At 58.0% G+C, this 25,694-nt stretch carries 25 protein-coding genes and 2 tRNA genes; 8 read left to right on the top strand and 19 right to left on the bottom strand.

Translation table 11 applies throughout. The features are described 5' to 3' along the window. Positions 1-14 precede the first annotated feature (14 nt). Positions 15-431, top strand: coding sequence for an Asp23/Gls24 family envelope stress response protein (locus tag ACP6EK_RS03485; protein WP_438317953.1), 417 nt, complete (start codon positions 15-17; stop codon positions 429-431). Here ACP6EK_RS03485 and ACP6EK_RS03480 read toward each other — a convergent pair. The 19 genes from ACP6EK_RS03480 to ACP6EK_RS03390 form a co-directional block, all read right to left on the bottom strand. Beyond that, the gene (locus ACP6EK_RS03480; RefSeq protein ID WP_438317950.1) at positions 428-985 is read right to left on the bottom strand and encodes a helix-hairpin-helix domain-containing protein; all 558 of its coding nucleotides are present in this window, start codon (positions 983-985) and stop codon (positions 428-430) included. The two genes, ACP6EK_RS03485 and ACP6EK_RS03480, sit on opposite strands and share 4 nt — an antisense overlap. Next, entirely contained in the window at positions 985-3,450 is a 2,466-nt protein-coding gene (leuS, locus tag ACP6EK_RS03475) for a leucine--tRNA ligase (RefSeq protein ID WP_438317947.1), read from the bottom strand. Before leuS ends, ACP6EK_RS03480 begins: the two co-directional genes overlap by 1 nt. Before the next feature lie 54 nt (positions 3,451-3,504). Then, positions 3,505-3,580: transfer RNA gene (locus ACP6EK_RS03470), tRNA-Ala, on the bottom strand. A 76-nt stretch (positions 3,581-3,656) separates the two neighbouring features. Next, the gene (locus ACP6EK_RS03465) at positions 3,657-3,911 is read right to left on the bottom strand and encodes an FtsB family cell division protein (protein ID WP_438317944.1); all 255 of its coding nucleotides are present in this window, start codon (positions 3,909-3,911) and stop codon (positions 3,657-3,659) included. A gap of 25 nt (positions 3,912-3,936) precedes the next feature. Then, on the bottom strand, positions 3,937-5,223 hold the full coding sequence (gene eno, locus ACP6EK_RS03460; protein ID WP_438317941.1) for a phosphopyruvate hydratase: 1,287 nt from the start codon (positions 5,221-5,223) through the stop codon (positions 3,937-3,939). Then, positions 5,220-5,618: a cyclophilin-like fold protein gene (locus ACP6EK_RS03455; RefSeq protein WP_438317938.1), complete on the bottom strand. Its 399-nt coding sequence runs from the start codon at positions 5,616-5,618 to the stop codon at positions 5,220-5,222. Before ACP6EK_RS03455 ends, eno begins: the two co-directional genes overlap by 4 nt. Further along, positions 5,597-6,181, bottom strand: coding sequence for a glycerate kinase (locus tag ACP6EK_RS03450; RefSeq protein WP_438317935.1), 585 nt, complete (start codon positions 6,179-6,181; stop codon positions 5,597-5,599). The genes ACP6EK_RS03455 and ACP6EK_RS03450 overlap by 22 nt, the downstream gene beginning before the upstream one ends. Beyond that, positions 6,175-6,435 carry an RNA-binding S4 domain-containing protein gene (locus tag ACP6EK_RS03445; RefSeq protein ID WP_438317932.1) on the bottom strand — a complete coding sequence of 87 codons (261 nt, stop codon included), beginning with the start codon at positions 6,433-6,435 and terminating at the stop codon, positions 6,175-6,177. Before ACP6EK_RS03445 ends, ACP6EK_RS03450 begins: the two co-directional genes overlap by 7 nt. Further along, positions 6,414-6,839 carry a hypothetical protein gene (locus ACP6EK_RS03440; RefSeq protein ID WP_438317929.1) on the bottom strand — a complete coding sequence of 142 codons (426 nt, stop codon included), beginning with the start codon at positions 6,837-6,839 and terminating at the stop codon, positions 6,414-6,416. Before ACP6EK_RS03440 ends, ACP6EK_RS03445 begins: the two co-directional genes overlap by 22 nt. After that, positions 6,800-7,594, bottom strand: a complete 795-nt coding sequence (gene mazG / locus ACP6EK_RS03435; RefSeq protein WP_438317926.1) for a nucleoside triphosphate pyrophosphohydrolase — start codon at positions 7,592-7,594, stop codon at positions 6,800-6,802. Before mazG ends, ACP6EK_RS03440 begins: the two co-directional genes overlap by 40 nt. After that, complete coding sequence (gene mfd, locus ACP6EK_RS03430; RefSeq protein WP_438317923.1) at positions 7,572-10,643, bottom strand: transcription-repair coupling factor; 3,072 nt, start codon at positions 10,641-10,643, stop codon at positions 7,572-7,574. Before mfd ends, mazG begins: the two co-directional genes overlap by 23 nt. A gap of 6 nt (positions 10,644-10,649) precedes the next feature. Then, entirely contained in the window at positions 10,650-11,231 is a 582-nt protein-coding gene (locus ACP6EK_RS03425) for a hypothetical protein (protein WP_438317920.1), read from the bottom strand. After that, entirely contained in the window at positions 11,209-11,796 is a 588-nt protein-coding gene (gene pth, locus ACP6EK_RS03420) for an aminoacyl-tRNA hydrolase (RefSeq protein ID WP_438317917.1), read from the bottom strand. The genes ACP6EK_RS03425 and pth overlap by 23 nt, the downstream gene beginning before the upstream one ends. Before the next feature lie 8 nt (positions 11,797-11,804). Next, positions 11,805-12,458, bottom strand: coding sequence for a 50S ribosomal protein L25/general stress protein Ctc (locus ACP6EK_RS03415; protein WP_438317914.1), 654 nt, complete (start codon positions 12,456-12,458; stop codon positions 11,805-11,807). Positions 12,459-12,478: 20 nt separating this feature from the next. Next, on the bottom strand, positions 12,479-13,447 hold the full coding sequence (locus ACP6EK_RS03410) for a ribose-phosphate diphosphokinase (RefSeq protein WP_438317911.1): 969 nt from the start codon (positions 13,445-13,447) through the stop codon (positions 12,479-12,481). Between the two features lie 3 nt (positions 13,448-13,450). Then, positions 13,451-14,821, bottom strand: coding sequence for a bifunctional UDP-N-acetylglucosamine diphosphorylase/glucosamine-1-phosphate N-acetyltransferase GlmU (gene glmU, locus ACP6EK_RS03405; RefSeq protein ID WP_438318860.1), 1,371 nt, complete (start codon positions 14,819-14,821; stop codon positions 13,451-13,453). A gap of 27 nt (positions 14,822-14,848) precedes the next feature. Next, positions 14,849-14,923: transfer RNA gene (locus tag ACP6EK_RS03400), tRNA-Gln, on the bottom strand. 61 nt (positions 14,924-14,984) lie between these two features. Then, a complete protein-coding gene (locus ACP6EK_RS03395; protein WP_438317908.1) occupies positions 14,985-17,597 on the bottom strand; it encodes a heavy metal translocating P-type ATPase in 2,613 nt (870 codons plus the stop codon). A gap of 462 nt (positions 17,598-18,059) precedes the next feature. Beyond that, a complete protein-coding gene (locus ACP6EK_RS03390; protein ID WP_438317905.1) occupies positions 18,060-18,182 on the bottom strand; it encodes a hypothetical protein in 123 nt (40 codons plus the stop codon). A 125-nt stretch (positions 18,183-18,307) separates the two neighbouring features. Here ACP6EK_RS03390 and ACP6EK_RS03385 point away from each other — a divergent pair, with 125 nt between their 5' ends. From ACP6EK_RS03385 to ACP6EK_RS03355, 7 genes are all read left to right on the top strand, one after another. Next, entirely contained in the window at positions 18,308-19,510 is a 1,203-nt protein-coding gene (locus tag ACP6EK_RS03385) for an ROK family protein (protein WP_438317902.1), read from the top strand. Positions 19,511-19,523: 13 nt separating this feature from the next. Beyond that, positions 19,524-20,387 (top strand): sugar phosphate isomerase/epimerase family protein, encoded by an 864-nt coding sequence (locus ACP6EK_RS03380; protein WP_438317899.1) that lies wholly within the window; start codon positions 19,524-19,526, stop codon positions 20,385-20,387. A 58-nt stretch (positions 20,388-20,445) separates the two neighbouring features. Further along, positions 20,446-21,678, top strand: coding sequence for an ABC transporter substrate-binding protein (locus tag ACP6EK_RS03375; RefSeq protein ID WP_438317896.1), 1,233 nt, complete (start codon positions 20,446-20,448; stop codon positions 21,676-21,678). A gap of 68 nt (positions 21,679-21,746) precedes the next feature. Beyond that, entirely contained in the window at positions 21,747-22,640 is an 894-nt protein-coding gene (locus tag ACP6EK_RS03370) for a carbohydrate ABC transporter permease (protein ID WP_438317893.1), read from the top strand. A gap of 1 nt (position 22,641) precedes the next feature. After that, complete coding sequence (locus ACP6EK_RS03365) at positions 22,642-23,466, top strand: carbohydrate ABC transporter permease (protein ID WP_438317890.1); 825 nt, start codon at positions 22,642-22,644, stop codon at positions 23,464-23,466. 16 nt (positions 23,467-23,482) lie between these two features. After that, the gene (locus ACP6EK_RS03360; protein ID WP_438317887.1) at positions 23,483-24,400 is read left to right on the top strand and encodes a 6-phosphogluconolactonase; all 918 of its coding nucleotides are present in this window, start codon (positions 23,483-23,485) and stop codon (positions 24,398-24,400) included. Positions 24,401-24,412: 12 nt separating this feature from the next. After that, on the top strand, positions 24,413-25,687 hold the full coding sequence (locus ACP6EK_RS03355; RefSeq protein ID WP_438317884.1) for a DegT/DnrJ/EryC1/StrS family aminotransferase: 1,275 nt from the start codon (positions 24,413-24,415) through the stop codon (positions 25,685-25,687). Positions 25,688-25,694 lie beyond the last annotated feature (7 nt).

The raw sequence follows: 25,694 nt of genomic DNA, 5'->3' as shown, positions 1-25,694 counted from the left end.
AAGGAGGCGGAAACATGAACGAGGAGTACCGCGAGGGAACCCGCCCTGAGGAAACGAAAGAGCCTCTGGAGGTCCTGGGAGAGATTACCATCGCTCCGGATATCATTGCGACTTTAGCCGCCATCACCACCATGAAAGTTCCCGGGGTCACGGGAATGGCCGGGGTGCCGACGGCTTCCCTGAGTGCCCTCATCGGGAAACGAGAACTCAACAAGGGCGTCAAGGTGGAGGTCAAGGACAAAACGGTCCATCTTGAGATCGCCATCGTGGCCGACATCGATTCTGTGCTCATCGACGTTGCCCGGCGGATCCAGCGGGAGGTCAAAAACGTTGTGGAGACGAAAACCGGCATGACGGTCACCAAAGTCGACGTCAACATCCGTGACGTCTCCTACAGGGAAGAGCCGAAAGAAGAAGCTCCCCAGGGCTAAAAGGTGATTCTGTCCCGGATGTTCTCGAGTTTCCTGGGACCGATGCCCTTGACCTTGAGGAGGTCTTCAGGACTCCGAAAGGGTCCGTGGGTTTCCCGGTATTCGACAATCCGCTGCGCCAGCACCTCGCCAATCCCGGGAAGGGATTCGAGTTCTTTTGGGGAAGCCGTGTTCACGTTGATCAGTGAAGACGACGAAACGGAGCTCCGTGCTGCTACTTGAGAAGAGGCTCCCTCAGGAACTTCTCCAGAGGAGAAAGGAGGAGCAAGGGGGATGGCAATTTTCTGTCCGTCGTAAAGCGGTGCAGCGAGGTTAAGCCCGGAGAGATCCGCTCCTTCCTTCACTCCTCCAGCACGCTCAACGAGCTCGTACACTCGCGTCCCCTCGGGAACCTGATACACCCCCGGACGGTGGACACCACCTTCAATTTGGACGACAAGCACCACAGGGGCTTTCTCCTGTGGACGGTTTACCCACCAGACCGTCCCCACGAAGAGCAGGGCAAAACCCAGGGCCAGAACGGCAAAGATCCGTTCCCTTCGAGTGAGGAACATCACACCACGAGGTTGACAAGTTTATCCGGAACGTAAATGTGCTTTTTCACCGGTTTTCCGTTGAGCCACTGGCGAATGCGCTCGTCTTCCAGGGCCTTCCGGAGCACTTCTTCCTCTCGCATCCCCCGGGGCACCACGACTTTCCCCCGAACCTTGCCGTTGACCTGGACGACGATCTCTACCACGCTCTCTTGGAGTTTCTCTGGGTCATAGGTGGGCCAGGGAGCTACGGAGAGATACCCTTTCTCCCCCAAAAGTTCCCAGAGTTCCTCGGTGATGTGAGGAGCAATGGGATTCAGCAGGGAAACGAGCGTCCGCATTCCAAAAAGGAGGAGTTCTTTCTCCCTGGGATGCGCACCCTTCTCCCCCAGGAAGCGGAGGTAGTCGGTGAAATCGTTGAGGAGCTCCATCATGGCGCTTATCGCCGTGTTGAAGTGGAACTTCTCGGTGATGTCGGTATTGACCCGGAAAATCGTCTGGTGGATCCGGCGCTCCACCTTCCGGTATTCCTCTTCCCCAAAGGGGACACCGTCTTTGGGAGAGAGCTCCAGGATTTCCTGAGCTATGCGCCACACCCGGTTCAGGAAACGGAAGGCCCCCTCCACACCCCGGTCGGACCACTCCATATCGAGTTCCGGAGGACCGGCAAAGAGGATGAAAACCCGCACCGTGTCGGCCCCAAATTGCTCGATGATGTCCCGGGGACTCACCGTGTTCCCCTTGGACTTCGACATCTTGGCCCCGTCCTTGGTGACCATCCCCTGGGCAAAGAGGTTCACGAAAGGTTCCCGGAACTTCACAAGGCCCAGGTCGTGGAGGACCTTGGTGAAGAAACGGGCGTACAGGAGGTGCAAAATGGCGTGCTCCACCCCGCCGATGTACTGGTCAACGGGCATCCAGTAGTCGATGTCCTCCGGCTCAAAGGGTTTGTCTTTTGCCCAGGGAGAGCAGTACCGGAGGTAGTACCAGGACGAGCACACAAAGGTATCCATGGTGTCGGTCTCGCGCCTGGCCGGACCTTTGCAGCGAGGACAGGTCGTTCGCACGAACTCCTCACACCGGGCAAGGGGTGAGGGACCGGTGGGGAGAAAATCCACATTGGGTGGAAGGAGCACCGGTAGATCCTCCTCTGGCACCGGAACCTCACCGCAGCGGTCACAGTAGACGATAGGGATGGGAGCGCCCCAGTAGCGCTGACGGGAGATGAGCCAGTCCCGAAGACGGTACGATACCGCCCGCTTCCCCAGGCCCTTTTCCTCAAGGAAGGCGATGATCTTCTCTTTCCCCTCCTCAGAGGGAAGACCGCTGAAAGGACCGGAGTTTACCATGATGCCCGGGCCGGTGTAGCATCCCTCAGGAGTTCCCTCAGGAGGTGCAATGACCTGCCGGATGGGAAGGCCGTACTTTTTTGCAAACTGCCAGTCCCGCTCATCATGGGCCGGGACAGCCATAACCGCCCCAGTCCCGTACTCAAGGAGGACGTAATCGGCAATCCAGATGGGAACCCGCTCACCGTTGAGGGGGTTCACCACTTCCTTGCCGATGGACATCCCTTCTTTTTCCGAAAGGTCTGAAACCCGCTCGATTTCGCTCTTTCGGGCGATTCGCTCCCGGAACTCTTGCACCTGCGCCTCATACGGGGTTCCCCGGACGAGTTCGTCCACCAGGGGGTGCTCCGGAGCAAGGAGGAAAAAGGTTACCCCAAAGACGGTATCAGGGCGGGTGGTGAACACCGTGATGGTTTTCCCAAGGTCTGGGAGCAGGAAATCGATATAGGCTCCTTCACTCCTCCCGATCCAGTTCCGCTGCATGGTGAGGACGCGCTCAGGCCAGCTTCCCAGAAGCTCCATGTCCTTCAGCAGGTCCTCGGCGTACTTCGTGATGCGGAAGTACCACTGGCTGAGCTTGCGCCGCACCACCGGGGTTCCGCAACGCTCACAAGCGCCATCCACCACCTGCTCGTTGGCTAAAACCGTGGCACAGGAAGGACACCAGTTCACCGGGCCTTCCTTCTTGTAGGCGAGGCCCGCCTTGTAGAACTGCAGGAAAAACCACTGGGTGAAGCGGTAGTACTCGGGCTCGCAGGTAATCACTTCCCTCCGCCAGTCATAGCTTATCCCCAGACGCTTCAGGACTTCCCGCATCCGCTCGATTTTCTCGTGGGTCCAGATGGCCGGATGAATCCCGTGCTGAATGGCGGCGTTTTCAGCAGGAAGTCCGAAGGCGTCAAAACCCATGGGATGAAGGACATTGTACCCCTGGCGGATGAAATACCGGGCCACCACGTCACCGATCACGTAGTTTTTCACGTGGCCCATGTGCGGGTCGCCTGAAGGGTAAGGGAACATCTCGAGGACATAGTACTTCTTCTTCGTCTCGTCCCGCTCAACCTGGAAAACCTTCCCCTCTTCCCAGCGCTTTTGCCATTTCTCCTCAATTGCAGCAAAATCGTACCCCTGCGCCACGGGAAACCCCCCAATAGAGAAAAAGCCCGCCCTTTCGGACGAGCTTGGAATTTCTGGTGGAGCTGACGGGATTTGAACCCGTGACCTCCTCCACGCCAAGGAGGCGCGCTCCCAACTGCGCCACAGCCCCAGAACGCACCCATATTATACCATCTTTTTCAGCACCCACAAGAGGGCACCGGCGAAAAGAACCAAAACCCGGGGATTCACTCCCCGGGCCGGACAACCCGCACGAGAATCTCACCGGGTTTGACGAGGTGAAGCTTTTCCCGGGCGAGTTTCTCAATGTACCAGTCCTCCTCAAGGTACTGCCGCTCCTTGGCGAGATACGCAATCTGCGTCCGGAGTTCCGCTTCCCTTCTCGTGAGCTCTTCGAGTTCCCGGGAAAAGCGAACGTACTCCGCCACCTTTGCGCTGAAGCGAGGGGCAAAGAAAAAGAGCGCAAAGGTGAAGAGCACCACGAACAGGAACTTCTGCCACCTGGGTTCAGGAGGCAGCGAATCGGAAAACCGCCCTACCCCGGAATACGGCCGCACTCCCCAGCTCTTCCTCTATCCGCAGAAGCTGATTGTACTTGGCGATACGCTCGGAACGGCACACAGAACCCGTTTTGATCTGCCCGGTGTTACAGGCCACCGCCAGGTCGGCGATGGTGGTGTCCTCGGTCTCTCCTGAGCGGTGGGAAATGATGGCCGTGTACCCGGCTTTTTTCGCAAGCTCGATGGTCTCCATGGTCTCGGTGAGGGTACCAATTTGGTTGAGCTTGATGAGGATGGAGTTGCACACGCGCTCCCGAATACCCCGCTCAAGCCGTTCCTTGTTGGTCACAAAGAGGTCGTCCCCCACAAGCTGCACCCGATGCCCCAGGGCAAAGGTGAGCTTCTTCCAGCCCTCCCAGTCCTCTTCAGCAAGACCATCCTCGATGGAGATAATCGGGTACTTCTCCACAAGCTCAGTGTAGAACTCCACCATCTCGTCAACGTTCCGGCGCACGCCCTCGCGCTCGAAGACGTAGATGCCGTCCTTGTAGAGTTCTGAAGCGGCCGTGTCCAGGGCGAGGTACACGTCCTTCCCCGGCTCGTACCCGCTCATCTGGATGGCCTCGAGAATCACCTCGATGGCCTCAATGGACGATCGCAGATTCGGCGCAAACCCTCCCTCATCCCCCACACCAGTAGCATACCCCCGCTTTTTCAGCACCTTTGCCAGGGTGTGGAAAACCTCGGCACCCATCCGGAGGGCTTCCGCAAAAGAGGACGCTCCGCAGGGGACGATCATGAACTCCTGGATGTCGACGCCGCTGTCGGCGTGCTTACCCCCGTTCAGGATGTTCATGAAAGGAACGGGGAGTTCCCGGGCATTGACCCCACCGAGGTAACGGTAGAGGGGGAGTTCCGTGTACATTGCTGCCGCCTTCGCACAGGCCAGGGACACCCCGAGGATGGCGTTAGCACCGAGTTTGCTTTTATTTGGCGTTCCGTCAAGCTCGACGAGGGTCTTATCAATAAGTGCCTGATCCAGGGCATCAAGCCCAATGATTTCCGGAGCAATGATTTCGTTCACGTTCTCCACGGCCTTGCGGACGCCCTTCCCTCCGTAACGGCTCTTGTCCCCATCGCGAAGCTCCACCGCCTCAAAGGTTCCCGTCGAGGCACCGGAGGGAACGGCGGCTCTGCCGAAGGCCCCTGAAGCCAGGGTCACTTCCACCTCAATCGTCGGGTTCCCCCGAGAATCGAGGATCTCCCGGGCATGGACATCGAAAATGGTGCTCACTGGGCTCCACTCCTTTCTTCTCTCGTAATTCGGATGACACTTCCTGAGGGGACCCGCTCCAGACCCGCGATATCCCCCACCATTTTCCCCACCACCTCTACCGGGCTTGCCGGGCGGATCTCCCCAGGGGTCCGGCTTGCCGGCGTCGGGCCGAAGAAGAGACAGAGACACGCCCCATCCGGCCAGTAGGCTACATCCCCAGAGTCCACCACTTCCCGGGGGTGGGCAATGGCGCTCTTCACCGGGATGGGGAAGTAAATTTCCTTCCCCCAGGTGTTCACCCGCCCCTCAAAGGGGAGCACCGTAAGGATTTTCTCCGCAAGAGCGGTATCGAAAAGCTCTGCTGAAATCGCTATCCCTTGATCCGGAAAGCTCAGCACAATCCGCTCAGGCATGGCATCTTCTCCCTCCCCGTGACATGTACTTCCCAGACGACCCCAAGGCCCATGCCAACTCCCCCAACCTCCCGGACATCCAGGGGCTGCTCTCCTGTGAAACGGAAAAGGAGACGGGCAAAGCGGAGAAGATCCCCCCAAAGCAGCCTCAAGGCCTCTTCGTTCTGCTCTTCTCCCAGAGCAAGGGTAACGCGCACATTTTGGGGTTTCTTTAGGATACCACTGAAGTCAAGCGACGCCACCCGCTTTAAGTTATCCCCCACTCCGGTGAGCTCCCGACCTGTAGCGTCGAAGAAACGCACTCCCAGGGCCTCCAGAAGGCCCATACCACCGTCTAAGGGGTGTTTCCCGGGAAGCACAAGCACAATGTGCTTCCCTCCCCGCACCACCGCTTCAAGGAGGAGTTCACCAATCCCATAGGTGGTCGCAAAGAGCACATCCCACCTCTGGAAGAACCCGCAGAGGTCAAAGACCATCGTTTCGGGGGAGGGTGCATACCCCACAACCTGCACTCGCTCACCCATGGGACCCTGCACCTGGAACAGACGCCCCTTGCCTACCATTCCTCCTCCTTCCGCTCCAGCTTCACCACCCGGTACATGGACTCCTCTTCCCCTCGCGGGGCTGCAAGGGCCAGAACTTCTACCGTCATCTCCCACTCCGGCGACCGGAGGGTGATGAGGTCCCCTACCTTCACCTGGTAAGCCGGTTTGGCCACACGGCCGTTCACCAGAACCCGCTCACTCCGGCAAGCAAGCTGCGCTACCGGTCGTCGCTTGATGAGCCGTGAGACTTTCAGGAATTTATCAAGTCGCATTCCTCTTCCCAGGAAAAGAGCTCATCCCCATCAAGCTCGGGGAAGCAGGAATAGTCACCTCCCTTCCCCACCATGACCATGGTGAGCACAGAAAGCGCTCCCCGGCCCTTGAGGAATCGCTCGAGGAACTCCCGTTCCTTCTCTGAAGCAAAGGAGCGCACCACGGCAACCACGCGTTTGCCCGAAAGATCCCCCACGCTCTCCCAGAGTACCTCAGGCGGTTCGGTCGAAAGCCCCAGGGCGCGGACTTCCTTCTCTAAGATACCGCTCAGAACACTTGCAAGGAGCATCCCCCCAGCGTTCACCCCCACAATGCAATCCGGGTTCCATCCCCGAACGAGGGGTAAAAGCAGCCGAACCCGTTCTAAGAGTGCTTCAAAGGTTCTCTTTTGGCCTTTTCCCATAGGGCATCCATCTCCTCCAGGGAAGCTTCGGAAACATCTTTCCCCAGGGCCCTCAGATTTTCCTCTATAAAGGCAAATCGCTCCGCAAAACGGTCACAGGCCTTCTGCAGCGCGTCCTCCGGCTGGATTCCCAGGTGCCTGGCGAGGTTCACCAGGGCAAAAAGCAGGTCACCCAGCTCCTCCTCCATCCGCTTCTGGTCAGCGTTTTTCCAGGCCTCCTTGAACTCCCGCCATTCCTCCTCAACTTTCTTCTCCACGTCACGGGCGTCTTTCCAGTCGAAACCCACCCTGGCCACCCGGGCCTGCATGGAGAATGCCCGGAGGATAGCTGGCAAAGACCTGGGGAGAGAGGCGAGCATACCTTCGCTTTTGCGCTCCTTCTCCTTGATTTTCTCCCAGTTGAGGAGTACTTCCTCAACATCCTTGACGCTCGCTTCCCCAAACACATGGGGATGGCGCTTTTTCATTTTGGCGATGATGTAGGTGAGAATGTCTTCGATGGTGAAGGAAGACTTTTCCTTCCCAATCTGGGCGTGGAAGACAATGTGCAGGAGCATATCCCCAAGCTCCTCCCGAAGCGCCTCCTCATCCTCCCGGTCAATGGCATCGAATGCCTCGTAGAGCTCCTCAAGCATAAGGGGCTTGAGGGTCGTGCGGGTCTGCTCCCGATCCCAGGGGCATCCGTGCTCCCCTCGAAGCTGTGCCACAATGTCCACGAGTTCCTCAAAAAGTTCACCGACGGTCTTTCTCTCCACCGTGATTCGCCACCTTCGCAAAGAGCATTCCCAGCGTTTCCACGGGCACTCGAGGCAGGCGCAGGAGCACCTGTGCGTGGTCGGTTACAAGCTTCCCCTCTATGCCCAGAGCCTTTCCTTCCTCCTGGAACCTCACAAGCATCTCAAGAGGAGCGGCAAGGTACACGCCGTCACCTCGCTCCTCCAGAGTCGTAACCTGAGTTATTTTAGCACAAGAGCGAATCCGTGTAATCTCAAAGAGGCGACGAACCTCCTCCGGCATCTTACCAAAGCGGTCCTCAAGCTCCTCCTGAAGTTCCTGCCTCTCCCTTTCGGTCCGCGCGGTGAAGAGCCGCTGGTAGAAGCGGAGACGCTCGCTCTCGTTCTCGATGTAAGATGAGGGAATGAACGCTTCCTCCCGCAGGCGTATCACGGGTTCCGGACCGGACGGCACCTCTTCTCCCCGCTGGCGGGCAATCTCCTCCTCAAGGAGCTTCATGTAAAGGGAAAATCCCACCTCCTGGATGAATCCATGCTGCTCTGTGCCAAGGATATTCCCTGCTCCCCGGATTTCCAGGTCCCGTAGAGCGAGCTTCAACCCCGAGCCCGTCCCGCCAAATTCGAGAAGCGCCTCAAGGCGTTCCCGGGCCTCATTCGTGAGGTGACGGGGGTAGAGGAAATAGGCGTAGGCCTCCCGGTCAAACCTCCCAACCCGGCCCCGGAGCTGGTAGAGCTGCGCCAGACCAAAGAAAGGAGCGAAATCCACGATGAGCGTGTTGGCCCGGGGAACATCAATGCCGATTTCCACAATGGTTGTTGAAAGAAGCAGCGGAATGTCACCCCGATAGAATCCCTCCATAATCCGCTCGAGTTCCCGTCCCCGGAGCTTCCCATGGGCCACCGCAAGAGGGAGATCGGGAAAAAGCGTCCGGAGCTCCTGCTCCACCCGGAAGAGGTCCCGGATACGGGGACACACGTAGAAGACCTGGCCACCCCGGGCGAGTTCCCGGCGAATGGCCTCCTCAATGGTCTTGAGGTTCCGGGGAAGCACAATGGTGTACACCGGTTTTCGTCCCTCAGGAGGGGTTTCAATGACGCTGATGTCCCGGATGCCCAGAAGGGAAAGGTAGAGCGTTCGGGGAATGGGCGTGGCCGTAAGCGTGAGGACGTCGACGTTTGCACGGAGCTTCTTCAGGTGCTCTTTGTGCATGACCCCGAAACGCTGCTCCTCATCGATGATGAGAAGCCCCAGGTCCTTGAACTGCACGTCTTTCTGGAGGATCCGGTGCGTGCCGATGAGGATGTCGATCTCCCCCCGGGCGGTTTTCTCGACGATCTCCCGCTGTTCCTGAGGAGTACGGAAACGGTTGAGGACGGCAATCCGCACCGGGAAATGCTTCATGCGCTCACAGAAGGTGAGGTAGTGCTGTTCGGAAAGAAGGGTGGTGGGAGCAAGAAGGGCGACCTGCTTTCCATCCATCACCGCCTTGAACGCTGCCCGAACGGCAACCTCCGTTTTCCCGTAGCCTACATCCCCACAGACCAGCCGATCCATGGGACGGGGACTCTCCATGTCTCTCTTGACCTCTTCAATGGCCCGTTTTTGATCAGGAGTCTCAAGGAAGGGGAAGGAGAGCTCGAGTTCCCGCTGCCAGGAAGTATCGGGGGAGAAGGCGTGCCCCCGCTCAATGTGCCTCCGGGCATAGAGCTCAAGGAGATCCCGGGCCACCTTCTCCACCGCCCGGCGGACCCGCTCCTTGGTCCTCTTCCAGTCATCCCTCCCCAGCCGATGGACCTCAGGCTTCGCTTCCCCAAGACCCACGTACTTCTCCACAAGATGCGCATTCTCCACAGGGACGTAGAGCCTGTCCCCTCCAGCATAGGCAATCTCGAGGTACACCCGGCGAACCCCTCCCACCACCATCTCCCGCAGCCCCTGGAAGATGCCGATGCCCTCTTCCTCGTGGACCACGTAGTCTCCGGGAGAGAGCGTCTGGAGGAGCTCCTGAGGGGAAGCCCGGCGACGTTCCTTCCCCCGCACGAATTCATACCCAAAGATATCCTCTTCCCCCAGAAAGACCTGCCGCAGGCGACCAAAGAGGAACCCCTTCCGGAGGAATCCCTCAACGAGCGTCACCCGCTGTTTTATCCCCTCGCCCCGCAGCATCTCCTCAAGGAGCACCCGCTTCCCTTCGGGGAGGAAGAACACTGCCTGCGTGAGATCCTGATCCTGCACAAAGCGAAAAAGCGCTGCAAGGTCCCCCAAAAAGGCAGGGGCACGCTCCACGGAAAGGGGGACACTCTTCCCCTCACCAAGGCCAAGGAACACCGTGTAGGGGACCGGGAAAAGGGCTCCCTCAAGCAGCACGCCTTCCCAGAACACCACTTTTGCCCAGCGCCCGAGAACCTTCCGGAGCTCGATTTTCCGAAACTCTCCACTCCGGGGAGGGAGGAAGAGGCTGTCAATGTCGAACCTCGTCCTCTGGGTCTCGGGGTCGAAGAGCCGCATCCTTTCCAAAACATTCCCCCACCAGTAGGTGCGAACCGGCTCCTCAAGGTGGGGTGGGAAGAGATCCAGCACCTCACCCCGCGGGGCAACCTGGCCCCGTTCCCGAACGGTCTCCACCCGCTCATACCCCAGGGAGAAGAGGAGGTCGAGGAGTTTCTCCCGGTCAACGCGAGCGCCTCTCTCTAAGAAAAAGGAGTGCGAGAGGAAGTACTCGAGCTCCTCAACGTCCTGGCGCAGGTCGCCCACGGCCACCACCAGAACCCCCCGGGGGGATTCCCGGAGGTCTTTCTGGAGCGTCACGCCCGAAAAGGGCAGGGCGAGATTCGCCTCAAGCACCGGTTCATCGCGCCCAAAGAACTTCCGCCAGGTCCTCAGTTCCTCAACCACCCGCTTCCGTTCCACCTCCTGGGAGACCACGTACACCACTGGGTACCGTGTCCCCAGAAAGAGCGCACACAGCGACCCAAAGGAAGAAGGAACGGAGAGGTTCACCGAAAAAGAGCGCAGGAGTTCTCCTTCGAGGTTCTGGAGATCCTCAAAAAGGTCACGCCCATTCCCCATGAACGTTCAGAGCGCCACCCAGGTCACAATGGCGTAGGTGAGACTGAAAGAGAGAAGGCTTCCACAGACCGCCTGCAGAACGTTGTGCTTGCGGAGCACCACCCGTGCCCACCCAAGCGGCACAAGGAGCCCGTAAAGCAAGGCAAAGAGCGGATGCACAAGGAGCAAAAGAGCCGTTACCGGCCCTGCGATACCGGCAAGGTGCAGACTGATCTTCCAAAAAAGCGAAATCACCGCCCCCGCAAGGGTCACGGCAATGTAGCACAGGGTGATGGCAAGAAGCGGAGGCGGAGCATCAAAGAGCACAAGCACGGCAAGGAGCACCCCATATATTCCCACAATCCCAAGATACGGGAAGAACCGCTCTTCTCTCCTTGGAAGGTCCGGATCCGAAACCTTCCCCTTTCTGGCCAGCCACAGGACAAAGACGGTGGGGAGAACGCTCACAAAAAGCACCGAGAGGAGAAAAAGTCCCAAAGCCCTCATCCCCCTAAGGTACTTCGCCGACACCAGGGCATAAAGGAGGATGGCCACGGCCTGAGGCTGCAAAACAAGGGACAGAAGCTCAGCAAGCCTCTTTCTGTCCATCCTCCTCCCGGGCGTTGAAGACGTTCATCGCCCGCTGCACCCCCCACTCCACGATACAAAGCACTGCCTCAGCGGCTTTCTTCTCCGCTGCCTCAAGGATAGCGCTTTCCTCTTTTTCGGGAACCCCGAGCACATGGTCCACCACGAGTTCCCGGCGTTCGGGCTTCCCAATGCCCACCCGCACCCGGACGAAATCCTCCCGCCCCAGGGCCTCCACGATGGACTGCAGCCCCCGGTGCCCCGCCACACCTCCACCGACCTTGATGCGCACCACCCCCGGGGGGAAATCGAGCTCATCGTGAACGACGATGAGCTCTTCAAAGGTGCAACCATGGTGGGCGAAAAAGGCCAAAAGCCCCTCACCACTTAAGTTCATAAAGGTCAGGGGTTTGAGGAGGTAGAGGGTCTTCTCCCCCACCATTCCCCGGGCCCAGCTGAAACGGTCTTCGCTTTTCCAGGGAACACCGAGACGTTCCGCCAGGATATCCACCACGCGGAATCCCGCGTTGTGCCGCGTTCTCTCAAACCGTGTCCCGGGATTCCCCAGCCCCACAGCGAGAAACACGGGTTACCTCATTTCTCCTTCTCGGCCTTCCCTCTGGCGATGACCTTGGGAGCCTCGGGTTCTTCCTCGGTCTTCTCCTCTTCTTCCGCCATAACCTCAGGTGGCGTGACCACCACCACAACCTCGTCAGGGTTCTCCGCAACGGTCACGCCTTCTGGAACCTTGAGCTCCCGAACGTGGATGGCATCGCCTATCTCGAGCTCTGTCACATCGACCACAATGGCTTCAGGGATGGCGTCTGGGAAGCACTCAACCTCGAGCTCCGGTGTGACAATCTCGAGGATACCTCCCGCCTTCACGCCCTTCGCCTCACCCTGAATGACCACCGGAACCGTGAGGGAGATTTTCTGGTCGGCCTTCACCTCGTAGAAGTCGATGTGCCAGATTTCGTTCTTCACCGGGCTGTACTGGATGTCCTTAATGATGCCCCGCCGTTTCTCACCGTCAACGGAAAGCTCAAGGATGTGGTGCGTGACCCCCGGAATGCGGAGGATGCGCTCCAATTCCCCAAGACGAATCTTCAGTGGTTCAGACCCCGAAGCACTATCTCGGGAGTACAAAACGGCAGGCACATACCCCATGCGGCGGAGTTTCCTTGCCCCACCCTTACCGAGTTCCTGGCGCCGTTCAAGGACAACGGTGACGGTTTCTCCTCTCTTCATCGTCACTCACTCCTTCATCACTATATGAAGAGTTCGCTCACGGAACGTTCCCCATGGATGCGCTTGATGGCTTCGGCGAAAATGGGTGCCACCGAGAGCACCTTGACCTTATCCCCCACGCGGCGGGCGAGCTCCTCTTTATCGAGGTGGATGGTGTTGGTGACCACCACCTCCTTAATGGCCGACTCCCGGATACGGTCAAGCGCCGGTTCGCTGAAGAGGGGATGCGTGGCGCAGGCGTAAACTTCTCTTGCCCCCCGTTCAAGGAGTGCTTCAGCTCCCTCCACGAGGGTCCCCGCCGTGTCGATGAGGTCATCGATGATGATGGCTGTCCGCCCCCTCACGTCACCAATGACGTTCATCACCATGACCTCAGAGTACGACGGACGGTGCTTGTCGATGACCGCAAGATCCACCCCGAGGCGGCTGGCGAAGTTCCGGGCCCGAGCCGTGCCTCCCACATCAGGACTCACCACCACAACGTTCTCCAGGTTCTTCGAGGCAAAATACCGGGCAAGGAGTGACTGGGCAGCGAGGTTATCCACAGGGATATCGAAAAAGCCCTGGATTTGCCCGGCGTGGAGATCCATGGTGAGGATCCGGTCTGCCCCCGCGGTCACCAGGAGATTGGCCACAAGCTTTGCCGAAATCGGTTCTCGCCCTTTGGTCTTCCGGTCCTGCTTGCAGTACCCATAAAAGGGGATGACCGCCGTGATGCGTTCGGCCGAGGCCCGATGCAGGGCGTCAATCATGATGAGGAGCTCCATGAGATGATCATTGGCCGGGGGAGAAGTGGGCTGGATGACAAAGACATCACACCCCCGCACGCTCTCTTCAATTCGAACCCGGATTTCCCCGTTGGGAAAACGTCCGAGATCCACCCGCCCGAGGGGAATATCAAGGTACCAGCAGATTTCCTGGGCAAGATGGGGATTGGCACTTCCCGAAAAGACCTTCAGGTGCTGGGTCATATCGATGAAATTGAACATCCCTCACTCATCCCCACGCTTTCTCTTCACCCATCCCTCGATGTTCACCTGTTTCGCCCTTCCCACCCCCAGAGCATAAGGAGGAACGTCTTGGGTAATGGTGGAACCGGCAGCAGTGTAGGCTCCCCTACCGATACGGACAGGAGCCACCAGGGAGTTGTTGCTGCCAATGAAGACCTCATCCTCGATGAAGGTTGGGTTTTTCTTTTTGCCGTCGAAGTTGCAGGTGATGGTCCCCGCACCGATATTCACCGTTTTCCCGATGGTTGCATCGCCAAGGTACGACAGGTGCAGGGCCCTGGTTCCTTCCCCAACGAAGGAGTTCTTCACCTCCACGAAATTCCCGATACGCACTCCCCGGGCCAGTTCCGTTCCCGGACGGAGATGGGCAAAGGGGCCAACGGTGACGTCTTCAGCCAGCCGGGAGTGCTCCACCACACTGTACTCTACCCGGCTCCGCTCGCCAATCACGCTTTCCACAATCCGGGCATAGGGACCGATATGCGCACAGGAAGCGATGACGCTTTTCCCTTCGATGAGTACTCCAGGGTAAATCCACACGTCTTCCCCGACCTCAACGTCCCAATCGATATAGGTCGTCTGGGGATCGAGGATTTTCACCCCCCGGGAAAAGAGGTCCTCGAGCTTCCTTTCCCTGAGGACGCCAAGCACCCGGGCGAAGTCCCGGGGCGTGTTCACATTGGTGAACTCTTCACTCCAGGGAAGCACGCAGGGAGCCACTCGGAAACCACGTCTTTGCGCCAGCGCCACAAGGTCAGTGAGGTAGAACTCTTTCTGAGCATTCTCGTTGTTCAGGAGAGGAAGGAGTGCGAGCGCCACCTCCCGGCGAAGGGCGAAAACCCCCACGTTGACTTCGTGGAGTCCGTATTCTTCCGGAGAACAGTCCTTTTCCTCGACGATTCGAACGCCCCCTCCTTCCCGGACCACCCGACCAAATCCCGAAGGGTCGGGAGCGCAAGAAGTGGCGAAAACAAGGTCGTATGAACTCTCCTCGAGAAAACCGCAGAGCCCTTTGAGGGTTCTTCGGGAAAGGAGCGGCATATCGGCATAGACGATGAGGAGAAAGGCTGTATCCTCCCGCAAGTACGGGAGGATTGCTTTTGCCGCATCTCCCGTTCCAAGGGGCTGCGCCTGAGGGACAATTGTCACCCTGTCTCCAAAGAGCTCCCGAGCCTTTTCCAGGAAAGCGGGAGCCACAACGAGGAAACACGCTCTAAACTCCAGGGCACTCGCCTCATCGAGAAGATACCCCACAAGCGGTTTCCCCAGAGCGGGAAAAAAAATCTTGGGGACAGGAGAGCGCATTCTCTTCCCCAGCCCTGCCGCCAGCACCGCCAAAGCCCAAGTACGCACCAAGCCCCACGCTCCAGGAAAGGACAATGGCTGGGGTGGGAGGATTCGAACCTCCGAATGAGGGATCCAAAGTCCCTTGCCTTACCGCTTGGCCACACCCCAGCAGGAAGCACGTTCAATTATATCATATCGAACACTCTGGGAGCGTGTCAACGAAGTACGCCTACATCGCAACGCTCAACCTGGCAAAGCTCAAAAAGAGGAAGACGAAGAAAGCCGCCATCAGGACCGGGGCAAGCCGAGAGAAAACATCCCGTTTTCCAGGACGGAAACCCCGAAGAAGCAAGGAGTTGGTCACCACCGACACAGAGCTCAAAGCCATGGCCAGACCCGCAAGCTCTGGCCTCAGGGAAAGCCCAAGACCCGAAAATACCTGAGCCGCAATGGGAATGCCCAGGAGGTTGTAAAAGAGGGCGAAAAAGAGGTTCTGCCGGATTTTCCCCATGGTTTTTCGGGAGAGCTCAAGAGCCGTCACCACGTCCTGCGGGTCACCCCAAACAAGGACAATCTCACCGGTTTCCAGGGCCACATCGGCTCCCTGTCCCACGGCAATGCCAAGGTCCGCTACCGCCAGAGCCGGTGCATCGTTCACCCCATCTCCCACAAAAGCCACCTTATGGCCGTTTTTCTGAAGTTTCTGCACCTCACGGGCCTTGTCTTCAGGAAGGACTCCGGCAATCACGTGGTCCTCCTCAATACCCACTTCCCGGGCAATGGCCCGGGCAACTCTGGGGGTATCGCCGGTTACCATGTACACCAAAAGCCCAAGGTTCCTCAGCTTCTGGACTGCTTCCCTGGCACCGGCCTTGAGGGCATCGGCAACGGCCAGAAGACCGAGGACTTCCCGCGCGGTGGACAGGAGCACCACGGTTTTCCCTTCTTCCTCGAACCTTCGCACTATTTCCTCCTGGGGCTTCTCCCTCGTGTTTTCGGCAACAAAGGAGGCATTCCCCAGATAGTACTCCTCCCGGTCGATTTTCCCCACAATCCCCTTCCCGGGGAAAGCCCGGAAATCCTCAGCTTCTCCGAGAACAACGCCCTCTTCCCTGGCTTTTTCTAAAATCGCCTCTGCCAGGGGGTGTTCCGAGGACTGCTCCAGAGTGGCAGCGATACGGAGCACTTCCTTTCCCGACCTTCTCAACCCCACCACTTCGGTCACCCGGGGCTTCCCTTGAGTGAGGGTCCCGGTTTTGTCAAACACCACAAGGTCGATGTCCCCGACTTTTTCCAGAACCTCTCCACCTTTGATGAGGATGCCGTACTCGGCTCCCTTTCCGGTCCCTACCATGAGGGCTGTGGGGGTCGCAAGGCCTAAAGCGCAGGGACAGGCAATCACGATCACCGAAACCATGGCAAGGAGCGAGAAGGAGAGCGAGGCTCCCAGAAGGAAGTACCAGACAAGAAACGTCACCAGCGCCACCGAGAGCACCACCGGAACGAACACCGCAGCAATCCGGTCCGCCAAAGCCTGAATGGGAGCCTTTGAGTTCTGCGCCTCGGCCACAAGCTGGGCGATACGGGCAAGGACCGTGTCTTTTCCAACCCTTGTGGCCACAAACTCAAAACTCCCGGTTCTGTTGATGGTTGCACCGATCACCAGGTCCCCGGGTTTTTTCTCTACTGGAAGGCTCTCTCCGGTGAGGAGCGATTCGTCAACCGCCGAGTAGCCCCGTACCACCCGCCCATCTACTGGAATCTTCTCCCCAGGACGGACGAGAATCACATCTCCTTCCCGAACCTCTTCTAAAGGCACATCCTCAAACGTGTCCCCTCTTTTCACCCGGGCGGTTCTGGCCTGCAAACTCAGAAGCTTTTGCACCGCCTCAGACGTTTTGCTTCTCGTTTTCCCTTCAAGCCACTTCCCCAAAAGCACAAAGGTGATCAGGAAGGCTGAAACTTCAAAGTAGAGATGGGGGACCTTCGTCCCTCCTACCCCAAGTAGAGTTCCGTGGCGGAGCACATGGGTAAGGTAGCTCCCAAGGCTGTAACCGTAGGCGACCGAAGTCCCGATGGCGATGAGGCTATCCATGTTGAAGGAACGCAGGCGCAGGCTCGACCACATGCCCCGGTAAAAGGGTACCCCAAAGAAGAACTGCACCGGTGTGGCGAAACCCAGAGAAATCAGACCCATCCAGGGAGGGAGGACAGCGCCCCCGGGGAGATGGGGGAGGAAATCGAGCACCATGAAATAGGCCAGGGGCAGACTCAAAAGCAGGCTCCAGAGGAAACGCCTCTGGAGAGACCGGACAGTTCTTTCCCGTCTTTGGGACTCTTCTTCCGGGTCTCTTTCAGGAGAAGCACCGTATCCCGCTTTGCGGATGACCCCAAGAAGCTGTTCCACGCTCGTCAGTCGGGGATCAAAGACCACCTGAGCTTTTTCTGCTGCAAAGTTGACCCGAGCCTCCCGGACCCCGGGACTCCTCTTCAGCACCCTTTCGATGAGCGCTGCGCAAGCAGCACAGTGCATCCCGGAAATGGAGAGGATGACCCGCTGTGACAAAGCACCCTCGCTTCCCCGGAAACCTCCGTCTTCTTTTGAGGAGCGCTCTTCCTCCTCTTCTTCCTCCACAAAAGCACTGTACCCCAGCTCTCCCACGGTATCAAGGAGCCTTTGTAGCGGCACCATCTGAGGGTCGAAAGTTACCGTCCCTCGCTTCCCCGCAAAATCGATCTGAACCTCATGAACACCGGGAAGACCCCGGAGCTCTTCCTGAATCGCTCTGGCACAGCCTGGACAATGCATACCCTCTATCCTGACCTGCACGCGCTTTGTCATCTCCCTCACCTCCAGGAGAACACAGAACCTCAGACCGTCCCATTCCAGTTACCACTAAATCAATAATTCCTATTGGTTTAGTATACTTTATTCCGGAACTCCCGTCAAGCACGCCGGAAATACCCAGGAAAGACCGCAACTGGTCCCCCCGGCCGTTCACGAAACCCAAAAGGAGGAGCAAGGAACCCCAAGACCACAGACCTACTTCATGGCTCTGCGGGGTCATTTCAGCAGCCGCCCCGCCATCGCACTGCCTGAAGAGGAAAGACGATAATGGCCGCAACAAGCTTGTAAAAGGCGCCTTTGAACTCTTCTCCCAGACTGATGGTGAGAAAGACCCGGGCACCAGGAGCAAGGGGTACAACCCTGGGTAAAAGGGTATTCTTCTTCCGGGGGAAATCTCTCCATGTGCTCCCTGTAGATGGGGGTCAGTCACCACGAGGTCATAGCGTTCGCCACCGATCAAAAAACGAGTTCTGGTCTGGAACGCACGTCAACGACGAGCTCAATCCCGTGCTTTTGAAGAAGCTCCAGAAACCTCTCAAGAGGGTGATTAGAGTGGCCGATGGTGTAGATAGTCAGCATGGGGGCAATCCCTCGAAAAAGCCTCTTTTGGGATTATACGACACCGGAGGAGTTGACATCACCCGGAATTTACGGTATAAGAAAAACGAAGTTTGTTTTTTCAGTAAAAGAACAAAGTGGTACCCATGGCCACGCTGTACCAGAAGAGGGTACGAGAGGACAACCTCAGGAAGGTACTCCGCTTCATCCACCGCATGGGGAGTACAAGCCGTCCGGTTATTGCCCAAGAACTCCACCTAAGCCCTGCCACGGTGGCAAGCCTTGTGGCTGAACTCGAGGAATGTGGTCTCGTCCAGGAAGATGGCCTTGGGAAATCCCGGGGAGGAAGAAAGCCGGCCATCCTCCGTTTCAACGCCGAGTGGTCTTGGGTCGTGGCCGCCAAAGTCGGGGTGACCAGAGTCCGGGTTGGGCTGGCCAATCTCAAGGGAGAGCTCAAGGGCAAAAGGGTTGCGCCCCTTGCCTCCCGGAACCCCAAAGACGTGGTGCACCAGATCACCCGTATGGTTGCCATGCTCCTTGAAGAACTGCCCCATCCCCGTATCCTCGGCATGGGGGTGTGCTGCCCGGGGGTCATCGACCGGGAAACGGGAGAGGTGTTGAAAGCGGTGAATCTGGGATGGGAGAACGTTCCCCTGAGGAATCTCCTTGCCGAGCGTTTTCCCTGGCCTGTCTTCGTGGAAGACGGGGCCGACGCTGGTGCTCTGGGGGAAAAATGGTTTGGCAGCGGCCAGGACGTGGAAAACCTCATCTACGTCGTGGTGGGGAACGGTATTGGTTCGGGAATCATCCTCCACGGAGAACTGTACACGGGACAGCAACACGTCGCCGGGGAGTTCGGGCACACGAGCATAGACTTCTCTGGTCCCCTTTGCCTCTGTGGGAACCGGGGGTGCCTTGAACTCTACGCTTCAGCCCGTGCCCTGGTTCACAAGGTCGAGGAAGCACTACGGCAGGGGAAAAAGACGCTCATCCGCAACCTCCTTGAGAAGGGTAGGGACCTCACCGCAGAACTCGTGAGCGAAGCGGCGTACCTTGGAGACCCCTTTGCCCTTCAGGTCCTCGAAGAAACGGGAACAATCCTTGGCCGGGCGATCGGCAACCTCGTCAATCTCTTCGACCCAGAGCTCGTCGTCATCGGTGGAGGACTCTCTCTCGCCCATCCGGCATTCTTCGAGAGCCTCGCCACAACTGTGGAGGCACAGTCGCTCTTGCTCCACCGGAGACCCGTTGCCGTTCGGAAGGCTTTCTTCGGTGGGGATTCAGAACTCGTCGGGGCCGCAGCCCTGACAGTCGAGCGGGTTTTTGGTGAGCGGGTACCGATGCTCTGAAAGGAGGGAGACCATGAAAAAAGGCATCAACCAGTGGGCATTTCCTGGCAACGCCACCTTCCGCGATATCTTCACCCTTGCTGCAAAGTACGGCTTTGCAGCTGTTGAGCTCTGCCCAGATGAGGAAGGGACGTTCCCCTTAAAGCCGGGTAGGGAGGTCCTCCAGGAAATCCGCAGCCTCTCTCAGGAAACGAAAGTCGAGGTTCGAAGCCTGGCTACAGGGCTTTTCTGGAAGTACAACCTGGCTTCGCCTGAAGCATCCCGGAGAAAGAAGGCACAGGACGTCATCAAAGCCCTGGTTGACTTGGCCTATGAGCTTGCCGTGCCTTCGGTTCTCGTCATCCCAGGGTACGTCCACGTTCCCTGGGACCCAGCCTCAGAACTCGTTCCTTACGGAGAGGTCATAGAACGCGCCCGGGAGTCCCTGCACGAAGTCCTTCCCTACGCCCAGAGTGCCGGTGTCGCCTTAGCCTTAGAAAACGTCTGGAACGAGTGTTTCCTCTCCCCTCTTGAGTTTGCCGCTTTCATCGACTCCTTCAATAGCCCCTCCGTGCGGGCCCATTTCGATACCGGAAATGTGGTGCTTTTCGGGTATCCGGAGCACTGGATTGCGGTTCTCGGGAAACGCATCGCCACAGTCCACGTGAAGGATTTCAAAAAAGAGGTTGGTACGCTCCAGGGATTCTGCCTCCCCCTCGAAGGTGATGTGAACTGGCCCAAAGTTATGGAAGCACTCCGGAACGTTCCTTACAACGACTACCTCATTGCGGAATTCATCCCACCCTACCGTTACAGCAGCGAGGCCCTTCTTGCCAACCTCTCCCACAACTTAGACGTTTTGATCAACCTCACCCAGGGAGGTGATGTGAAGGGGTAGAAAAAGGATACCCAAGTGCTTCAAAAACTCAGAAATTCTTTGAGAAGGAGGGAAGACCATGAGGCGATGGGTCATCGGTTGCGTGGCGGTTGTAGTGATGGTGTTGGCGTTCTCGGCTTTCGCGGGAGCCCAGAAGAAAGTGAGCATCCTCTGGATGGAGTACGATGGACTCACCCCGGATTACGCCCTGAACCTCGAAAAGGCCTTTGAGGAAGCGAATCCCGGTGTTGACCTTGAAATCATTTCCACTCCCTGGAACCTCGGACACGACCGGCTCATTTCCCTTCTTGCCGGGAAAGAACCCCCAGACCTTGCGGTCATCGGTACCCGGTGGCTCCTTGAGCTCCTCGACATGGACGTTGTGGAACCCATCGAGAAATGGGTGAGCAAGGACCTCCTCAACAACATCGACCCAGCCCTCATGGAAGGCAAGGTGAAGGGCGTGCTCTATGGGCTTCCGGTTGCCGCCGGAACGCGCCTCATGTACTACCGTTCGGATATCATCGACAAAGCTCCGGAGACCTTTGAAGAGATGCTTGCCATTGCCCAGAAGATCAACAAACCCGAAGAGAAGTTCTACGCCGTGGGTATGGCGGGGAAAAAGTACGTGGAACTCACGGAGCACGCGTACTACCTCTTTGGCAATGGCGGTTACTACTTCGAGATGCTCCCTGACGGAAGCTACGGGAAGTGCAGGGTGAACGACGAAGCCGGTGTTGGTGCCCTGACTTTCATGAACGACCTCGTGAACAAGTACAAGGTGACCCAGCCTGGTGTGACCGCCTACACCCGGGATGAAGTTCAGGACCTCTTCGTCGCCGGAAACCTCGGTATTTTCCTGAGCGGTGGATTCACGGCTGCACTGCTTGAGCAGCGGGGTGTGACCTTCAAATGGGACGTTGCTCCTATGCCGCACTTTGAAGGGAAACCCCAGAGCACCCTCATTGTGACCGACTCTATCGTCCTCTTCAAGACCTCAGACGCCAAGGAAGAGGCCGGGAAATTCCTCGATTTCTTCTACTCTGACCCCTGGAGGATTCAGTTCGACAAGATGGTGGGCTTCCCGCCAGTTACCAAATCCCTGGCCAATGACCCCTTCTTCCAGAAACCGGTCTACAAGGTCATGATTGAGCAGATTCCGAACGCCAAGGGCTGGCCGCTCATCCCTGAGTGGCCCGAGTGCAACGATATCATCTGGGACAACATCGTCGCCACCTTCCTCGGCGAGAAAGACCCGAAGACCGCCATGAACGACGCTGCCCGGGAAATCGACGCCCTGCGGGGCATGTGAAAGAAAACCGGGAGGGCGGGTGCCCTCCCGGTTTTCTTCTTTTGTTCTGCAAAGGAGGGAGAGCGAGATTGCAGAAAGGGAAGTTCTGGAGAACAGAATCGGGTCTAGCGTTTTTCTTCCTCCTCCCCGCTTGCGTGTTTCTTTTCCTTTTCATGTTCTATCCCATCGTGTACGTCATCCTCATGTCCTTTTTCAAGGTGAACAAGCTTGGGGACCTTGTGAGCTTCTTTGGACTTGGGAACTTCCGCTTCATGTTCGACCGGCCCGAGTTCTGGCAAATCATCGTCCGATCCTGCGTGTGGACCGCCTCAGCCGTAGCGGTGAAAACGGGGATAGGCCTTGTGATTGCCCTGCTTTTAAACGTGGATTTCCGGGGAAGGAAAGTCGCCCGGGGTCTTGTGATCATCCCCTGGGCAAGCTCTGTTCCAATAAGCGCCATGATCTGGCAGTGGACCTATAACAACGACTTTGGACTTTTGAACCACACCCTGAGGACTCTGCGGATTTTCGATGAGCCGCCCATCTGGCTTGCCGAACCTCGCCCGGCGTTCTTCGCCAACCTCTGGGTGGACATCTGGTGCGGCATCCCCTTCATGGCGCTCGTGTTCCTTGCCGGACTTCAGGCCATTCCTCAAGAACTCTACGAGGCTGCCGAAGTCGACGGTGCTACGCCTTTTGCCAAATTCCGCTTCGTGACCCTACCCCTTTTGAGCAACGTCCTCACGGTGGCCACGCTCCTTTCGATTCTCTGGACCTTCAACGACTTCAACGTCATTTACGTTCTCACCGGCGGTGGGCCGGGAACGTCCACCGACATCCTCATCACGTACATCTACAAGTACGCTTTCCAGTACCTGCGCTTCGGACCGGCCGCTGCCATGGCAGTCATTACTTTCGTGATCCTCCTCACCGTGAGCATCCTCTATGCCCGGAGCTACTTCAAAGGAGGGGGGGTGTACTGAAATGCGAAGGCGCAACCTCTACCTTGTGTATCCCCTCATCGTCTTCATCCTCCTTGTGCTCCTTTTCCCCTTCTTCGTCATGGTCTCAACGGCCCTAAAGCCCCTTGAGGAAGTCTACGCTACACCTCCCCACTGGATTCCCCGAACCATCCGCTGGGCGAACTTCAGCGATATCTGGGCAAAGTACCCCATGGGGGCGTACTTCAAAAATAGCTTCATCGTGGCCCTGGGAGCCACTCTCGTGAACATGGCCTTCTGCGTCCCTGCGGCGTACGCGGTGGCGCGGCTGCGCTTCCGCTCGAAAAGCTTCATCATGTACCTGATTCTCGTTGTGCAGATGTTCTCTCCCATCATCGTGGTCATATCGCTTTTTAAGATCATCGCACGCCTCGGGCTTTTAAATACCCTCCTCTCTCTCATCCTCACAAACAGCGTCTTCACCCTCACCTTCTCCATATGGCTCCTTGGCGGGTACTTCCGCAACGTCCCGAAAGAAATCGAAGAAGCCGCGCTCATCGACGGATGCACGAGGCTCCAGGCCATCGTCCGGGTGCTTCTTCCTGTTGCCATGCCCGGGGTGGTCACCACCATCATCTACACCTTCATCACTGCTTGGAACGAGTTCATGTTCGCCTTAACCTTCATCCAGTCCATGGACAAGCGACCCCTCACCCTAGGGCTGTACAACTTCATCGGCCGCTGGACCGTCCAGTGGCAGTACCTCATGGCGGCAGCGCTCCTTGCCCTGCTCCCGGTGGTGGTCCTCTTCTTCTTCATCGAGCGGGAACTCGTGCACGGGCTGGCCGGCGGTGCCGTGAAAGGATGAAAAGGGAGGGATGCTCATGAGTTTCACCTATTCTCTGGCCAAGTTCATTCCCTTTCAGGATCGGGAGGCGTGTGAGCGGGCGCGGAAAATCACGAAAGAAGAAATCACGAAACACCCCAATCCCGACTTCCATATCCGCATCATCGAGGAGAAAAGCGACTTCTACTTCCAGTTCGCCCTCGACATCGTCACCCGGATCGTGGAAGCCCGGGAAAAGGGAGAGAAGCTCGTCCTCATTCTCCCCGTGGGTCCTGTGCCCCAGTACCCCCTGGCCGCAGAGATGATCAACAGGCTCCGGATCCCCATGGACCACGTGCACACCTTCAACATGGATGAGTACGCCGATGAAGCAGGGAACACCGCTCCCTTCGACTGGCCGGGGTCCTTCCAGAGGGCCATGTGGGAGAACTTCTTCGGGCGCATCGACCCGAAACTCCGTCCTCCGGAGAAGAACATCCATTTCCCTACGAAAGACGTCCTCCCCGACTACGCCAGAATGATTGAAGACCTCGGGGGAGCCGACTGCTGCTACGGAGGCGTGGGCTGGTGCGGGCACATCGCCTTCTTTGAGGCCCACCTTGGCTTTGAATTTGGAGATGACCTTGAGGCCTTCAAGCAGGCCGGTCCCCGGATTGTGGAACTCCACCCCATGACCATCATGCAGAACGCCCTGCACTCCTTTAGCGGTGACTGGTCCTGGGTTCCCCCGAAAGCCGCCACCATCGGCCCGGCCCAGGTTGTCCAGGCGAAGTGGCGGAGTTTCTGGCTTGACGGGTACATCGGAGGAGGCGTGAGCTGGCAGCGCTTTATCGCCCGGCTTGCCGCCCACGGCCCGGTGACCCCTCTGGTTCCGGCATCCATTCTCCAGACACTTCCTGGAGACTACACGCTCCTTGGAGGTGTGGCGGAGAACGTGGAGATTCACATGGCTTGAGGAGGGGAGTGTATGGCAGAGCTTGCGCTTTTTGGGGGGAAGCCCCTCAACACGGAACCCTTCCCCATGTGGCCGTCGTTCTCGGAGAAAACCAAGCAGGAAGCCCTGAAGCCCCTGGAAACGGGGCTTGTGAACTACTGGACGGGGACAAAGGGCGTGGAGTTTGAGGAGCGGTGGGCAGCGTACTGCGGGTGTAAGTTCGGGGTCTCCACCACAAACGGTACCTCAGCCCTCCACACTGCCTTGGCGGCGTGCGAAATCGGTCCGGGGGATGAGGTGATCGTCCCCTCGTATTCCTTCATCGCCTCGGCGTTCTGCGTCCTCCAGGCAGGGGCCATTCCCGTTTTTGCCGACGTCCGCAAAGACACCCACACCCTCGACCCGGAGGACGTAGCCCGGAAAATCACCCCGAGAACCCGGGCCATCCTCCCGGTGCACCTCTACGGTATCCCCTGCGACATGGACGAGCTCATGGCCATCGCAAAAGCCTACGATCTCTTCGTCATCGAGGACTGCGCCCAGGCCCACGGGAGCGAGTACAAGGGGAAAAAGGTGGGGAGCATCGGCCATGCTGGGGCCTTCAGCTTCTGCCAGTCGAAGCACTTCACCACAGGCGGTGAAGGCGGATGTGTCGTGACGAACGACGAGGACATCTTCTGGCGGGCGAAGTCCTTCCGGGACCACGGATTCAACGTGAAAGAGCGGCTGAGGCTTTTAGAACTCGAGCGCAAACTCTTCTACATCCACGAACGGGTGGGGTTCAACTACCGGATGACGGAAATCCAGTCCATCATTGGTCTCTGTGAGCTTGAGCGCTTCGAGACCTGGAACAAACCCCGCCGGATTGCCATAGGGGAAAAATTCCTTTCCTACTTCGAAGGGCATGAAGCCGTACTCCACCTTCCCCCGCACAAAAAGGAGGGGAAGTCCATCTCCTTCTGGCTCTTCCCCATCGTCCTCGACACTGAGCGAATTCGTTGCTCCATCAAGGAGTTCTGGCAGGCCATTGAAGCCGAGGGGGTACCTGTGGCTCCGGTACTCTGGCCCCAGATGTACCGGGAAGAGGCTTTCCTGAAGCACAATGGCTTCGGGCGGGCAAAGTTCCCCTTCCGCTCTAAGGAGTACACCGACCCGAAAAGCGTCGAGTACGACAAGGTCCACTGTCCTAATGCCGCCTGGCTCGAAGAGCGGACGTTCTGTTTCCCCTGCCATCCGGTGTACGAGGATCGCCACGTGGACCTCATGATCGCCGCCTTTGACAAGGTCTACCAGTACTTCAGGCGATAGGAGGAAG

The sequence above is a fragment of the Candidatus Caldatribacterium sp. SIUC1 genome (genome assembly GCF_051549785.1).
Classification (GTDB): domain Bacteria; phylum Atribacterota; class Atribacteria; order Atribacterales; family Caldatribacteriaceae; genus Caldatribacterium.
This window is presented reverse-complemented; position numbering and strand designations above follow the sequence as displayed.